This window comes from Pseudomonas sp. B21-019, assembly GCF_024749225.1.
Lineage (GTDB): Bacteria > Pseudomonadota > Gammaproteobacteria > Pseudomonadales > Pseudomonadaceae > Aquipseudomonas.
Window position 1 is genome coordinate 3,998,441 of record NZ_CP087193.1, and the last position, 14,602, is coordinate 4,013,042.

At 58.9% G+C, this 14,602-nt stretch carries 12 protein-coding genes; all 12 read left to right on the forward strand.

The genetic code is table 11. The features are described 5' to 3' along the window. The first annotated feature begins 478 nt into the window (after nucleotides 1-478). A complete protein-coding gene (locus LOY36_RS17795; protein ID WP_258669405.1) occupies nucleotides 479-2,704 on the forward strand; it encodes an NADP-dependent isocitrate dehydrogenase in 2,226 nt (741 codons plus the stop codon). A 98-nt stretch (nucleotides 2,705-2,802) separates the two neighbouring features. After that, nucleotides 2,803-3,249 carry an NUDIX hydrolase gene (locus tag LOY36_RS17800; protein WP_018925520.1) on the forward strand — a complete coding sequence of 149 codons (447 nt, stop codon included), beginning with the start codon at nucleotides 2,803-2,805 and terminating at the stop codon, nucleotides 3,247-3,249. 59 nt (nucleotides 3,250-3,308) lie between these two features. After that, complete coding sequence (mnmA, locus tag LOY36_RS17805; RefSeq protein WP_258669414.1) at nucleotides 3,309-4,442, forward strand: tRNA 2-thiouridine(34) synthase MnmA; 1,134 nt, start codon at nucleotides 3,309-3,311, stop codon at nucleotides 4,440-4,442. Then, nucleotides 4,439-5,062, forward strand: a complete 624-nt coding sequence (gene hflD / locus LOY36_RS17810) for a high frequency lysogenization protein HflD (protein WP_007940860.1) — start codon at nucleotides 4,439-4,441, stop codon at nucleotides 5,060-5,062. Before mnmA ends, hflD begins: the two co-directional genes overlap by 4 nt. A gap of 128 nt (nucleotides 5,063-5,190) precedes the next feature. Further along, nucleotides 5,191-6,561, forward strand: coding sequence for an adenylosuccinate lyase (gene purB / locus LOY36_RS17815; RefSeq protein WP_007940861.1), 1,371 nt, complete (start codon nucleotides 5,191-5,193; stop codon nucleotides 6,559-6,561). Nucleotides 6,562-6,647: 86 nt separating this feature from the next. Continuing rightward, nucleotides 6,648-7,817 carry a cupin domain-containing protein gene (locus tag LOY36_RS17820; RefSeq protein WP_258669426.1) on the forward strand — a complete coding sequence of 390 codons (1,170 nt, stop codon included), beginning with the start codon at nucleotides 6,648-6,650 and terminating at the stop codon, nucleotides 7,815-7,817. Further along, the gene (locus LOY36_RS17825; protein ID WP_019580080.1) at nucleotides 7,810-8,235 is read left to right on the forward strand and encodes a GNAT family N-acetyltransferase; all 426 of its coding nucleotides are present in this window, start codon (nucleotides 7,810-7,812) and stop codon (nucleotides 8,233-8,235) included. Before LOY36_RS17820 ends, LOY36_RS17825 begins: the two co-directional genes overlap by 8 nt. A gap of 173 nt (nucleotides 8,236-8,408) precedes the next feature. Beyond that, nucleotides 8,409-9,170 (forward strand): secretin N-terminal domain-containing protein, encoded by a 762-nt coding sequence (locus tag LOY36_RS17830; RefSeq protein ID WP_019648473.1) that lies wholly within the window; start codon nucleotides 8,409-8,411, stop codon nucleotides 9,168-9,170. A gap of 496 nt (nucleotides 9,171-9,666) precedes the next feature. After that, nucleotides 9,667-10,992, forward strand: a complete 1,326-nt coding sequence (gene aceA, locus LOY36_RS17835) for an isocitrate lyase (RefSeq protein ID WP_007940867.1) — start codon at nucleotides 9,667-9,669, stop codon at nucleotides 10,990-10,992. 654 nt (nucleotides 10,993-11,646) lie between these two features. Then, nucleotides 11,647-12,060 (forward strand): NADH-quinone oxidoreductase subunit A, encoded by a 414-nt coding sequence (locus LOY36_RS17840; protein ID WP_007940868.1) that lies wholly within the window; start codon nucleotides 11,647-11,649, stop codon nucleotides 12,058-12,060. A 10-nt stretch (nucleotides 12,061-12,070) separates the two neighbouring features. Then, on the forward strand, nucleotides 12,071-12,745 hold the full coding sequence (locus tag LOY36_RS17845; protein ID WP_007940869.1) for an NADH-quinone oxidoreductase subunit B family protein: 675 nt from the start codon (nucleotides 12,071-12,073) through the stop codon (nucleotides 12,743-12,745). 72 nt (nucleotides 12,746-12,817) lie between these two features. Beyond that, nucleotides 12,818-14,602 (forward strand): NADH-quinone oxidoreductase subunit C/D, encoded by a 1,785-nt coding sequence (gene nuoC / locus LOY36_RS17850; protein WP_019648471.1) that lies wholly within the window; start codon nucleotides 12,818-12,820, stop codon nucleotides 14,600-14,602.

Genomic DNA, 14,602 nt, shown 5'->3' on the forward strand with positions numbered 1-14,602 from the left:
TTGGATTGAACATCTGGCTTGTCCCGAGCGTACCCCAGTTGAATCGGCGCGCAAACCCTATGTTCCGTCCATCTGCCGCAAAGCTGCACAGTTCGCGACCTACAAGCCTGAAAGTAAAGGGAAAAGCGCCAAACTCAAGCACGCCATACAAGGCTACTCCCCACACCTGCCTGCGACCTTTAGACCAATGGACGAGAATCGTTGCATATGAACCATCGGCAGATTGCCAGCTACCTATGTATAATGCCGCCGCTGACCACAGAGTCACGACGGCCGATCTCTCTATTACGAGACTCCGGGCCCGAAAAAGCAGGATTGTTACCGCAGTCCACCCGCTTGACGCTCGACCGATGCACCCAACATCACAGCAAAGAAACCTCGACATTCGGCTCATGGATGACTTTGAACGAACGCGCTTACCCGGCGCCCCTCGAGTTTCTGTGCACGCTTTAGCAAAGAAGAGAGAGTTAATCCGAATATGCCCACCCGCTCGAAGATCATCTATACCTTCACCGACGAAGCCCCAGCCCTCGCCACCTATTCACTGCTGCCTATCGTAGAGGCCTTCACCGCCTCCGCTGATATCGCCGTTGAAACCCGCGATATCTCTCTTGCAGGGCGCATCCTGGCCAGCTTCCCCGAGCAATTGGGTGACAAAGCGGTAGCCGACCACCTCGCCGAACTGGGCGACCTGGCCGTTACACCTGAAGCCAACATCATCAAGCTGCCGAACATCAGCGCTTCGGTTCCGCAACTGCAGGCCGCGATCAAAGAGCTGCAAGCCCAGGGCTATGCACTGCCGGACTACCCGGAAACCGTGACCAGCGACGCCGACAAAGAAGCCAAGGCCCGCTACGACAAGATCAAGGGCAGCGCCGTAAACCCGGTTCTGCGTGAAGGCAACTCCGATCGTCGTGCACCGCTGTCGGTCAAGAACTATGCGCGCAAGCACCCGCACAAAATGGGCGCCTGGGCCAAGGACTCCAAGTCCCACGTGGCTCACATGAGCACCGGCGATTTCTACGGCAGCGAAAAAGCCGCCCTGATCGACGCCGCTGACGCCGTTAAAATCGAACTGATCGCTCAAGACGGCACCACCACCGTCCTGAAAGAAAAAACCACCGTACAAGCCGGTGAGATCCTCGATTGCGCGGTCATGAGCAAAAACGCGCTGCGCAGCTTCATCGCAGCCGAGATCGAAGACGCCAAGGCCAAAGGCGTGCTGCTGTCGGTTCACCTCAAAGCCACCATGATGAAGGTCTCCGACCCGATCATGTTCGGCCAGATCGTTGCCGAGTTCTATAAAGACGCACTGGCCAAGCACGCTGACGTGCTGGCGCAGATCGGCTTCAACCTGAACAACGGCATCGGCGACCTGTACGCTCGCATCAAGGCTTTGCCTGGCGATCAACAAGCGCAGATCGAAGCGGACATCCAGGCGGTCTACGCCGTTCGCCCTTCGCTGGCTATGGTCAACTCCGACAAAGGCATCACCAACCTGCACGTGCCGAGCGACGTCATCGTCGACGCCTCGATGCCAGCAATGATCCGTGACTCCGGCAAGATGTGGGGCACCGACGGCCAGCTGCACGACACCAAGGCCGTGATCCCGGATCGCTGCTACGCCACCATCTACCAGGCGGTGATTGAAGACTGCAAGGCAAACGGCGCCTTCGATCCGACCACCATGGGCAGCGTGCCAAACGTTGGCCTGATGGCGAAAAAAGCCGAAGAGTACGGCTCGCACGACAAGACGTTCCAGATCAAGGCCAACGGCGTTGTTCGTGTCACCGACAGCAAAGGCACCCTGCTGCTGGAACAGTCGGTTGAAGCCGGCGACATCTTCCGCATGTGCCAGACCAAAGACGCACCGATCCAGGACTGGGTCAAACTGGCCGTCAACCGTGCTCGCGCAAGCAGCACTCCGGCGATTTTCTGGCTGGACCCAATGCGCGCCCACGACGGCGTAGTGATCGAGAAAGTTCAGGCTTACCTGAAGGATCACGACACTTCTGGCCTGGACATCCGCATCATGTCGCCAGTCGAGGCGATGAAGTTCACCCTGGAGCGTACTCGCTCCGGCCTCGACACCATTTCGGTGACCGGCAACGTATTGCGCGACTACCTGACTGACCTGTTCCCGATCATGGAACTGGGCACCAGCGCCAAGATGCTGTCGATCGTTCCGCTGATGAATGGCGGCGGTCTGTTCGAAACCGGCGCTGGCGGTTCGGCACCGAAGCACGTTCAGCAACTGCTGGAAGAAAACTTCCTGCGTTGGGATTCCCTGGGCGAGTTCCTGGCCCTGGCCGCTTCCCTTGAGCATTTGGGTGTGACTTACAACAACCCTAAAGCGCTGGTGCTGGCCAAGACTCTGGATCAGGCCACTGGCCAGTTCCTCGACAACAACAAGTCGCCATCGCGCAAAGTCGGCAACATCGACAACCGCGGCAGCCACTTCTACCTGGCGCTGTACTGGGCTCAGGCCCTGGCCGCCCAGACCGAAGACGCTGTACTGCAAGCGCAGTTCGGCGAGCTGGCCAAAACCCTGACCGCGAACGAAGCAACCATCGTTGCCGAGCTCAACGCCGTTCAGGGCAAGCCAGTGGACATCGGCGGTTACTACCACGCCAATGCCGAGCTGATCAGCAAGGCCATGCGCCCGAGCGCAACCTTCAACGCCGCGATTGCTGCGCTGGTTTAAGGTTGTAAGGATGCAAGGAAGCCCCGGCCCAGTGCCGGGGTTTCTGTTTGTGGCACACGCAACCTTTGTAGCACCCCATAATGAATCGAGGACATTTCATGGATTGGCTACCCCACATCACCGTCGCCACCATCGTCGAAGACAACGGTCGCTTCCTGATGGTCGAAGAATCCAAACACGGACGAACGGTGCTCAATCAGCCCGCCGGTCATCTGGACCCGGACGAAACCCTGATCGAGGCCGCCGTACGCGAAACCCTCGAAGAAACCGGCTGGGACGTCGAGCCAACCGGCGTAATAGGCATTTATCTCTACACCGCCCCGAGCAACGGAGTGACCTATCAACGCGTCTGCTTCACCGCCAAAGCGCTGAAACACCATCCCGATTATCAATTGGACGACGGTATTGTCGGCGCAAAATGGCTGACGCGTGACGAACTGCTGCAACAGCGCGCAAACTGGCGCAGTGAGCTGATCATCCGCTGCATCGATGATTATCTGGACGGTAAACACTTCAGCCTCGAGCTGATCCGCCCTTCTCTTTAGCCTTGCAGGCTTGAGCCTGCTAGAATCGCGTCCTTTTTCAAGACACTCATTAAATCCCTATGCGTGATCCAGCCCCTTCTGCCACACAAAAGAAGCGCGTCATTGTCGGTATGTCCGGCGGCGTGGACTCTTCCGTTTCCGCTCTCCTGCTGATCGAGCAGGGTTATGAGGTGGAAGGCCTGTTCATGAAGAACTGGGAAGAAGACGATGGAACGGAATACTGCACCGCCATGGATGACCTGGCGGACGCACAGGCCGTGTGCGACAAGATTGGCATCAAGCTGCACACCGCCAACTTCGCCGCCGAGTACTGGGACAACGTGTTCGAGCACTTCCTGGCCGAATACAAGGCCGGCCGCACGCCGAACCCGGACATCCTGTGCAACCGCGAGATCAAGTTCAAGGCGTTCCTCGACTACGCCATGATGCTCGGCGCCGACCTGATCGCCACCGGCCACTACGTGCGTCGCCGCGACATCGATGGTCGCACCGAACTGCTCAAGGGCCTGGATCCGAACAAGGACCAGAGCTACTTCCTGCACGCCGTCGGCGGCGAACAGATCGCCAAGACGCTGTTCCCGGTCGGCGAGCTGGAAAAACCCGAAGTGCGCGCGATTGCCGAGAAACACGACCTGGCCACCGCGAAGAAAAAGGATTCCACCGGAATCTGCTTTATCGGCGAACGCCGCTTCAGCGACTTCCTCAAGCAATACCTGCCGGCCCAGCCCGGCGAGATCAAGACCACCGACGGTGAAGTCATCGGCCGTCACCATGGCCTGATGTATCACACCATCGGCCAGCGGCAGGGTCTGGGCATCGGCGGCCTGAAAGACGCCGGTGAAGAGCCATGGTACGTGCTGATCAAGGACCTGGAACACAACGAGTTGATCGTTGGCCAGGGCAATGACCACCCGTGGCTGTTCTCCCGCGCCCTGCTCGCCTCGGACATCTATTGGGTCAACCCGATCGATTTGACCGAGCCGCGCAGGCTGACCGCCAAGGTGCGTTATCGCCAGAGCGACCAGCCTTGCACCCTGGAAAAGACCGCCACCGGCTACCGCGCCACCTTTGATGACCCGCAACGCGCGGTCACTCCGGGCCAATCCGTGGTGTTCTACGACGGTGAAATCTGCCTCGGCGGCGGCGTGATCGAAGTGGCCGAACCCTGGACCAGCAAGGACCAGCGTTCATGAGCCCGACTCAGGAGCAACTGACGGCCCTGGGCGGCGTGTTTCTCGCCGCCGTGCTGGTCGACAAGATAGCCAAGACCGGCCAGACCAACGAAGCCGGCCTGACTTGCATGCTCGGCAGCCTGTTGATTCGCGACCCCAAGGACACTCTGGAAGTGTACGGCGGCGACGACATCAATTTGCGCGAAGGCTATCGCGCATTGATCGGCGCCCTGGAACGCGACCCCAGTACCCTTCAGCGTGAACCACTGCGCTATGCCCTGGCGATGCTGGGGCTGGAGCGCCAATTGGCCAAGCGTAATGACATGCTGGACGTGATCGGCAAACGCCTGCCGCAGATTCAGTCCCAGGTCGAACACTTCGGCCCGGCCCACGAAAACGTGATCGCCGCTTGCGGTGCGCTGTACCAGGACACCCTGAGCACCTTGCGCCAACGGATTCAGGTGCATGGCGACATGCGCAACCTGCAACAACCGAGCAATGCCTCGAAAATCCGCGCACTGTTGCTGGCCGGGATTCGTTCGGCACGCCTGTGGCGGCAGTTGGGCGGTCATCGCTGGCAGTTGGTGATCAGCCGACGCAAGTTGCTTAAAGAGCTTTACCCGCTGATGCGCAGCAGCTGAACCGCGCCCGCAATACCGTTTTGTAGTCAGTAACGCGTAATACGCCGGTCAGTTGGCAACGGACCGGCGGATTTTTTTCATGTATGATACGCGCCCCATTTCGTTGCCCGACTGTCCGAGAACACCCCATGCAGCTCTCTTCGCTCACTGCGGTTTCCCCTGTTGACGGCCGCTACGCCGGCAAAACCCAGGCCCTGCGCCCAATTTTCAGCGAATACGGTCTGATCCGTGCTCGCGTTCTGGTTGAAGTGCGCTGGCTCCAGCGCCTGGCCGCTCACCCTGCCATCAGCGAAGTGCCGGCGTTCTCCGCCGAAGCCAACGCGGTGTTGAACACCCTGGCGGAAAACTTCTCTCTGGAGCACGCCGAGCGTGTCAAAGAGATCGAGCGCACCACCAACCACGACGTCAAAGCCATTGAATACCTGCTTAAAGAGCAGGCGGCCAAGCTGCCGGAACTGGCCAAGGTCAGCGAGTTCATCCACTTTGCCTGCACCAGCGAGGACATCAACAACCTGTCCCACGCCCTGATGCTGCGTGAAGGCCGTGATGACGTGATGCTGCCGCTGATGCGCCAGACCGCCAACGCCATCCGCGAACTGGCCATCCGTTTCGCAGACGTGCCGATGCTGTCGCGCACCCACGGTCAACCGGCATCGCCGACCACCCTGGGCAAAGAACTGGCGAACGTGGTTTACCGTCTGGAGCGTCAAATCGCTCAAGTCGCTGCCGTTCCGCTGCTGGGCAAGATCAACGGCGCCGTCGGCAACTACAACGCTCACCTGTCGGCCTACCCTGAGATCGACTGGGAAGCCAACGCTCGCGCCTTCATCGAAGACGAGCTGGGCCTGGGCTTCAACCCGTACACCACGCAGATCGAACCGCATGACTATATCGCCGAGCTGTTCGACGCGATCGCGCGCTTCAACACCATCCTGATCGACTTCGACCGCGACATCTGGGGCTACATCTCCCTGGGTTATTTCAAACAGCGCACCATCGCTGGCGAAATCGGTTCGTCGACCATGCCGCACAAGGTCAACCCGATCGACTTCGAAAACTCCGAAGGCAATCTGGGCATCGCCAACGCACTGTTCCAGCACCTGGCGAGTAAACTGCCAATCTCCCGCTGGCAGCGCGACCTGACCGACTCCACCGTACTGCGCAACCTCGGTGTCGGCTTCGCCCACAGCGTGATCGCGTACGAAGCCAGCCTCAAAGGCATCAGCAAACTGGAGCTCAACGAGCAAAAGATTGCCGCCGACCTGGACGCTTGCTGGGAAGTATTGGCCGAGCCAATCCAGACCGTGATGCGTCGCTACAACATCGAAAACCCGTACGAGAAGCTCAAAGAGCTGACGCGCGGCAAAGGCATCAGCCCTGAAGCACTGCAAACCTTCATCGACGGCCTGGACATGCCAGCCGCCGCCAAGGCTGAGCTGAAACTGCTTACCCCGGCCAACTACATCGGCAACGCTGTGGCACAAGCCAAACGCATCTGATCGACCGCTCTACCCGTTTGAGACGCCCGGCGCCGCCGGGCGTTTTTATTCCCGTCTGAAAAGTGCATTTTTTCAATAGGTTACACATGAATCCTGATATTCCTCTTCAACTTCTGGGCGGCATCACGGCACGGGAATTCCTGCGCGACTACTGGCAGAAAAAACCCCTGCTGATCCGTCAGGCGATTCCTGATTTCGAAAGCCCGATCGACGCCGACGAACTGGCCGGCCTGGCGCTGGAAGAAGAAGTCGAATCGCGCCTGGTGATCGAGCACGGCGAGCGCCCTTGGGAATTGCGCCGCGGCCCGTTCGCCGAAGACGAATTCAGCAAACTGCCGGAACGCGAATGGACTCTGCTGGTGCAAGCCGTCGACCAATTCGTGCCGGAAGTTGCCGAACTGCTGGAAAATTTCCGTTTTCTGCCGAGCTGGCGCGTCGACGACGTGATGATCAGCTTTGCCGCCCCGGGTGGTAGCGTCGGTCCGCACTTCGATAACTACGACGTGTTCCTGCTGCAAGGCCACGGCAAGCGCAACTGGAAAATCGGCCAGATGTGCGATTCCGAGAGCCCGCTGCTGCAACACGCCGACCTGCGCATCCTCGCCGATTTCGAAGCCACCGATGAGTGGGTGCTGGAACCGGGCGACATGCTCTACCTGCCGCCGCGCCTGGCTCATTCTGGTGTGGCTGTCGATGATTGCATGACCTACTCGGTCGGCTTCCGCGCCCCGAGCGCCGCTGAAGTGCTGACCCACTTCACCGACTTCCTCAGCCAGTTCCTGACGGACGAAGAGCGCTACACCGACGCCGACGCCCTGCCGGCGGTCGATCCCCATCAGATCCAGCACGATGCCCTCGATCGCCTCAAAAGCCTGCTGGCCGAGCACATGAGCGACGAGCGCCTGCTGCTGACCTGGTTCGGCCAGTTCATGACCGAGCCGCGCTACCCGGAACTGGTGGTCGGCCCGGAAGAAGTCGAAGAGCAAGACTTCCTCAGTGCGCTCGAAGAAGGTGCCGTGCTGATTCGCAACCCGAGTGCACGTCTGGCCTGGTCGGAAGTCGACGACGACCTGCTGCTGTTCGCCAGCGGCCAGAGCCGTTACCTGCCGGGCAAGCTGCGCGAGCTGCTGAAAATGATCTGCGCCGCCGACGCCCTGCATATCGATAACCTCGGCCCATGGCTGAGCGACGAAGACGGCCGTGGCCTGCTATGTGAACTGGTCAAGCAGGGCAGCCTGGGGTTTGCCGATGAATAAGATTCACGTACGTGTCGCAGACTGGCAAAAGGACAACGCCGAGATCCGGCGCATTCGTGAAGCGGTATTCGTCGCCGAGCAATCCGTTCCGCCTGAACTGGAATGGGATGCCGATGACGCCACAGCGGTGCATTTCCTGGCCTTCGAAGGCGACTTTCCGATCGGCACCGCCCGCCTGTTGCCCGACGGTCACATCGGCCGGGTGTCGGTACTGAAAGACTGGCGCGGCATGAAGGTTGGCGATGCGCTGATGCAAGCGGTGATCGGTGAAGCCGAGAAGCGCGGGCTGAAGCAGCAGATGCTGAGCGCGCAAGTGCAAGCCACGGCGTTCTATGAGCGCCTGGGTTTCAGCATGGTCAGTGAGGAATTCCTGGAAGCCGGGATTCCCCATGTAGACATGGTGCGTCACTCGACTTGATTCCCTGTGGTGAGGGGGCAAGTCCCCTCACCACAAATACATATCAAGAACACCACAAAACGCCCCGCCATTCTCGGATGCCGGGGCGTTTTGCTGTCTGTGATTCAACTCGCACCACGCCAGGCCGACAAACTGGCAATATCATCAAGACTTTGAAAGCGGAGATAACGGATATGTCCCTACGCACCCTGCTCACCACGCTGCTGCTGACCTGCAGTTTTTCGGTCATGGCCGCCACCGAGATCGTGCCCCTGAATTACCGCACCAGCGCCGACCTGCTGCCAGTGGCGCAGGATTTCATCGGCAAGGACGGCAAGGTCAGCGCCTACGGCAACCAACTGATCGTCAATGCCGACCCCGGCAAGATCGACGAACTCAAGGCCTTCCTCGCGCAACTCGACACCGCCCCCAAACGCTTGCTGATCACCGTCGACACCAATGAAAACAACTTTCAGGGCGATCAGGGCTACTCGATAAATGGCGCCGCACCGAATCAGACCCGCATCATCAATCGCAGCACCGACAGCCGTGAAGGCGGTATCCAGCAGGTTCAGGCCAGCGAAGGCGCACCGGCGCTGATCCAGGTCGGCCAAAGCGTGCCGCTCACCAGCACCCAGACCGACAGCTACGGCGACCCGCGCAGCCAGACTGAATACCGCAATGTCACCCAGGGTTTCTACGTCACCGCCAGCGTCACCGGCGACATCGTTCATCTGGCTATCAGTACCAACCGTGACCGGATGAGCCAGGAACGTCCCGATGTAGTGAACGTGCAAAGTACCGACACAACTGTCAGCGGCCGACTGGGCGAGTGGATCACCCTGGCCGGCGTGAATCGTCAGACTCAGGCCGACAAACAGGGCCTGACCCGCAGCTACTCGACTCAGGGCCGGGATGACATGACTTTGCGGGTGAAAGTCGACACCTTGGACTAAAGCACCAAAAACTGACTGATTAGTCGTATTAGACCAAAGATGTAGTGCTTGAAAAAAAGCACTACAAAACGTTTGACGAGCCAAAAAAGCAAAGGCATGATGGCCTCGCTCCCGCTAATCAGAGGCCCTGGCAAGGGCTTTCGAGTCGCTGTTCGCACCCTACCCCGCGAACCGATTCGTGTCTGTACCGCCCACAAGGTGTGTTTGACGAGGTTGCCGACTGGAACGAAGTTGTCCCGAGGGACGGAAGCGTAATTAGGTAACCCGGCTCCACACTGAAGTTCGCACCAAGGCCCACGACGCCCGAATGCGCTCGCCAGTTCGCCCTTACCTGCTCACTTCCCCTCGAGCCCATCGTTCATCCCGTCGCCATCCCCGCCAAACCCGACTTGACCGCCTAAGCTTCTGGTCAGCGAGCAGCCTCTTACGCCTGATTTGCGTAGTGGGCAGGAGCAGGAATTTTCCACCCCAGACCTATGCGACGAGGTTTATCTCCATGGCACTGACACGCGAACAGCAAATTGCAGCCCTCGAAAAAGACTGGGCTGAAAACCCACGCTGGAAAGGCGTGACTCGCGCTTACTCCGCTGCTGACGTCGTCCGCCTGCGTGGCTCGGTTCAACCTGAGCACACCTTTGCAAAAATGGGCGCCGAGAAGCTCTGGAATCTGGTTACCCAGGGTGCCAAGCCGTCCTTCCGCCCTGAGAAAGATTTCGTCAACTGCATGGGCGCCCTGACCGGCGGCCAGGCTGTGCAACAAGTCAAGGCCGGCATCCAGGCGATCTACCTGTCGGGCTGGCAAGTAGCCGCGGACAACAACTCCGCCGAATCGATGTACCCGGACCAGTCGCTGTACCCGGTGGATTCGGTTCCAACCGTGGTCAAGCGCATCAACAACTCGTTCCGTCGTGCTGACCAGATCCAGTGGAAAGCCGGCAAGAACCCGGGCGACGAAGGTTACATCGACTACTTCGCACCGATCGTGGCTGACGCTGAAGCCGGCTTCGGTGGCGTACTGAACGCCTACGAGCTGATGAAGAGCATGATCGAAGCAGGCGCCGCCGGCGTTCACTTCGAAGACCAACTGGCTTCCGTGAAAAAATGCGGCCACATGGGCGGCAAGGTACTGGTTCCGACCCAGGAAGCTGTACAGAAGCTGACCGCTGCCCGTCTGGCGGCTGACGTTGCCGGTACACCGACCATCATCCTGGCCCGTACCGACGCTAACGCAGCTGATTTGCTGACGTCCGATTGCGACCCGTACGACAAACCATTCGTGACTGGCGAACGTACTCAGGAAGGTTTCTACAAAGTGCGTGCCGGTCTCGACCAGGCCATCGCTCGCGGCCTGGCCTACGCGCCGTACGCCGACCTGATCTGGTGCGAAACCGCCAAGCCGGATCTGGACGAGGCTCGTCGCTTCGCCGAAGCGATCAAAAAGGAATACCCGGACCAACTGCTGTCGTACAACTGCTCGCCTTCCTTCAACTGGAAGAAAAACCTGGACGACGCGACCATCGCCAAGTTCCAGCGCGAACTGTCCGCCATGGGTTACAAGCACCAGTTCATCACCCTGGCCGGCATTCACAACATGTGGCACAGCATGTTCAACCTGGCGCACGACTACGCCCGCAACGACATGACTGCCTACGTGAAGCTGCAAGAGCAAGAGTTCGCCGACGCCGCGAAGGGCTACACCTTCGTGGCTCACCAGCAGGAAGTGGGCACCGGCTACTTCGACGACATGACCACCGTGATCCAGGGCGGCACGTCTTCGGTAACCGCGCTGACCGGTTCGACCGAAGAAGAACAGTTCCACTGATCTGCTTCGCTTAAACAAACGGCCCTTGCGGACCGAATAAAAAGCTAACCGCAAAGCCGCTCATCTGACGCCCCGACTGGTTCGGGGCGTTTTTTTTGCCTGCGATTCCTTGAACACCGCAAAACCCTGTAGGAGCTGTCGAGTGAAACGAGGCTGCGATCCCTTGATCTTGCTTCTGAAAAAGCGCCAAAAGATCGCAGCCTCGTTTCACTCGACAGCTCCTACAAGGGGGAGCGCCGGCAACCTGCGCAAAAACCTTGATCCAGAGCAGTTTCACGATCAGGAAAACAAGGTAAAACCACCCCGCGCGCTACTTGCAGTAACGCGCATATAAGACAACTTCCCGAACCGCTGCCCACTAAACAGTTTGAAAACCACACCAAATAACATTGATTATCATTTAGCGACAACTATGTTCGTTACATTCCCTACAAAACATATTTGACAAAACCCCCGCTAATGCCCGGACCGCATGGGCTACAGGGCTTTGGAGGTGCGCCATGTCCTTATTCCAATAAATAATTTCGCTATAGGAATTTTACTTGCAGGGTGTTTAGCCATAAAATCAGTGGGATTGATTGCTGCGACATATCGTCACTGCCATATTTCTTTATCAAGCTCAGAGACCTTTGCTCTCTGTTAAGGATTACCAGCATGCCCGAAGCGACCGGACTCATGGCCCACAACTGGGGCTTTGCCATTTTCCTTCTGGGTGTCGGCGGCCTTTGCGCCTTCATGCTCGGCGTCTCCAGCCTCCTCGGGTCAAAAGCCTGGGGCCGCAGCAAAAACGAACCGTTCGAGTCCGGCATGCTACCTACAGGTGGCGCCCGCTTGCGGCTCTCAGCCAAATTCTATCTGGTCGCGATGCTCTTCGTGATCTTCGATATCGAAGCCCTCTTTCTCTTTGCCTGGTCTGTGTCCGTCCGCGAAAGCGGCTGGACCGGATTCGTCGAAGCTCTCGTTTTCATAGCAATTCTGTTGGCAGGTCTTGTCTACCTATTTCGAGTGGGCGCCCTTGACTGGGCTCCGGCAGCTCGTCTTAAGCGGCAAGCGAAGCTGAAACAATGAGGCTTTGGCAATGCAATACAATCTCACCAGGATCGACCCCGATGCTCCTAACGAGCAGTATCCGATTGGCCAACGGGAAACCGTTTCCGATCCGTTAGAAGATCAAGTTCACAAAAACATTTTCATGGGCAAGCTCGAAGACGTGCTCAACGGCACGATCAACTGGGGGCGCAAGAACTCCCTGTGGCCGTATAACTTCGGTCTTTCGTGCTGCTACGTGGAAATGACCACCGCCTTCACGGCGCCCCACGACATCGCGCGCTTTGGCGCCGAGGTCATCCGGGCATCGCCGCGTCAGGCGGATTTCATGGTTATCGCCGGTACCTGCTTCATCAAGATGGCGCCGATCATTCAGCGTCTCTACGAGCAGATGCTCGAACCTAAATGGGTCATTTCCATGGGTTCGTGCGCCAACTCCGGTGGCATGTACGACATCTACTCCGTCGTTCAAGGGGTGGACAAGTTCCTGCCCGTGGACGTCTACGTGCCTGGCTGCCCACCCCGCCCTGAAGCTTTTCTGCAAGGCTTGATGCTGTTGCAGGAGTCGATTGGCCAGGAGCGTCGCCCACTTTCCTGGGTCGTTGGCGATCAAGGCGTTTACCGCGCCGAGATGCCTTCGCAAAAGGAACAGCGCCGCGAACAGCGTATTCAGGTAACCAACCTGCGCAGCCCCGACGAAGTCTGATCCAGCTCTGCTTCTTTTATAGAACGAGAAACTGGCTTCATTCTTTACGTTGACCGAAAGCGATAAATAACCATGACTGCAGGCAGTGCTCTGTACATCCCGCCTTATAAGGCAGACGACCAGGATGTGGTCGTCGAACTGAACAACCGTTTTGGCCCAGAGGCGTTCACCGCCCAGCCTACCCGCACCGGCATGCCGGTGCTTTGGGTTGCCCGTGCCAAACTCGTCGAAGTCCTGACTTTCCTGCGCAACCTGCCCAAGCCGTACGTCATGCTCTATGACCTGCACGGCGTGGACGAGCGTCTGCGCACCAAGCGTCAAGGGCTGCCAAACGGCGTCGACTTCACTGTGTTCTATCACTTGATGTCGATCGAACGTAATAGTGACGTAATGATCAAGGTCGCCTTGTCCGAGAGCGACCTCAACCTGCCGACCGTCACCAGCATCTGGCCGAACGCCAACTGGTACGAGCGTGAAGTGTGGGACATGTACGGCATTCACTTTGCCGGCCACCCGCACCTGAGCCGCATCATGATGCCGCCGACCTGGGAAGGTCACCCGCTGCGCAAGGACTTCCCGGCCCGTGCCACCGAGTTCGATCCGTTCAGCCTGACCCTGGCCAAGCAACAGCTCGAGGAGGAAGCCGCGCGCTTCAAGCCTGAAGACTGGGGCATGAAGCGTTCCGGCCCGAACGAGGACTACATGTTCCTCAACCTGGGTCCGAACCACCCTTCGGCCCACGGTGCGTTCCGTATCATCCTGCAGCTGGACGGTGAAGAGATCGTTGACTGCGTACCGGACGTCGGCTACCACCACCGTGGTGCCGAGAAGATGGCCGAGCGCCAGTCCTGGCACAGCTTCATTCCGTACACCGACCGTATCGACTACCTCGGCGGCGTGATGAACAACCTGCCGTACGTGCTCTCGGTCGAGAAGCTGGCCGGCATCAAGGTGCCCGAGAAGGTCGACGTCATCCGCATCATGATGGCCGAGTTCTTCCGGATCACCAGCCACCTGCTGTTCCTGGGGACTTACATCCAGGACGTCGGCGCCATGACTCCGGTGTTCTTCACCTTCACCGACCGCCAGAAGGCGTACACGGTGATCGAAGCCATTACCGGTTTCCGCCTGCACCCGGCCTGGTACCGCATCGGTGGTGTCGCCCACGACCTGCCGCGCGGCTGGGAAAAACTGGTCAAGGATTTCGTCGAGTGGATGCCAAAGCGTCTGGACGAATACCAGAAAGCCGCACTGGACAACAGCATCCTGCGTGGCCGGACCATCGGCGTTGCCGCCTACAACACCAAGGAAGCCCTGGAATGGGGCGTCACCGGTGCCGGCCTGCGTTCGACCGGTTGCAATTTCGACCTGCGTAAAGCTCGCCCCTACTCCGGCTACGAAAACTTCGAATTCGAAGTCCCGCTGGCGGCCAATGGCGATGCCTACGACCGTTGCATCGTTCGCGTCGAAGAAATGCGCCAGAGCATCAAGATCATCGAGCAGTGCCTGCGCAACATGCCGGAAGGCCCGTACAAGGCGGATCACCCGCTGACCACGCCGCCGCCAAAAGAGCGCACGCTGCAGCACATCGAGACCCTGATCACGCACTTCCTGCAAGTTTCGTGGGGCCCGGTCATGCCGGCCAACGAATCCTTCCAGATGATCGAAGCGACCAAGGGCATCAACAGTTATTACCTGACGAGCGATGGCGGCACCATGAGCTACCGCACCCGGATTCGTACCCCAAGCTTCCCGCACCTGCAGCAGATCCCTTCGGTGATCAAAGGCAGCATGGTCGCGGACTTGATCGCGTACCTGGGTAGTATCGATTTCGTTATGGCCGACGTGGACCGCTAA

Coding starts and splice junctions, on each gene's coding strand:
- LOY36_RS17830 (WP_019648473.1), top strand. CDS start 8,409: ATGTCCCTACGCACCCTGCTCACCACGCTGCTGCTGACCTGCAGTTTT.
- LOY36_RS17845 (WP_007940869.1), top strand. CDS start 12,071: ATGCAATACAATCTCACCAGGATCGACCCCGATGCTCCTAACGAGCAG.
- LOY36_RS17800 (WP_018925520.1), top strand. CDS start 2,803: ATGGATTGGCTACCCCACATCACCGTCGCCACCATCGTCGAAGACAAC.
- LOY36_RS17825 (WP_019580080.1), top strand. CDS start 7,810: ATGAATAAGATTCACGTACGTGTCGCAGACTGGCAAAAGGACAACGCC.
- mnmA (WP_258669414.1), top strand. CDS start 3,309: ATGCGTGATCCAGCCCCTTCTGCCACACAAAAGAAGCGCGTCATTGTC.
- nuoC (WP_019648471.1), top strand. CDS start 12,818: ATGACTGCAGGCAGTGCTCTGTACATCCCGCCTTATAAGGCAGACGAC.
- LOY36_RS17820 (WP_258669426.1), top strand. CDS start 6,648: ATGAATCCTGATATTCCTCTTCAACTTCTGGGCGGCATCACGGCACGG.
- LOY36_RS17840 (WP_007940868.1), top strand. CDS start 11,647: ATGCCCGAAGCGACCGGACTCATGGCCCACAACTGGGGCTTTGCCATT.
- purB (WP_007940861.1), top strand. CDS start 5,191: ATGCAGCTCTCTTCGCTCACTGCGGTTTCCCCTGTTGACGGCCGCTAC.
- aceA (WP_007940867.1), top strand. CDS start 9,667: ATGGCACTGACACGCGAACAGCAAATTGCAGCCCTCGAAAAAGACTGG.
- LOY36_RS17795 (WP_258669405.1), top strand. CDS start 479: ATGCCCACCCGCTCGAAGATCATCTATACCTTCACCGACGAAGCCCCA.
- hflD (WP_007940860.1), top strand. CDS start 4,439: ATGAGCCCGACTCAGGAGCAACTGACGGCCCTGGGCGGCGTGTTTCTC.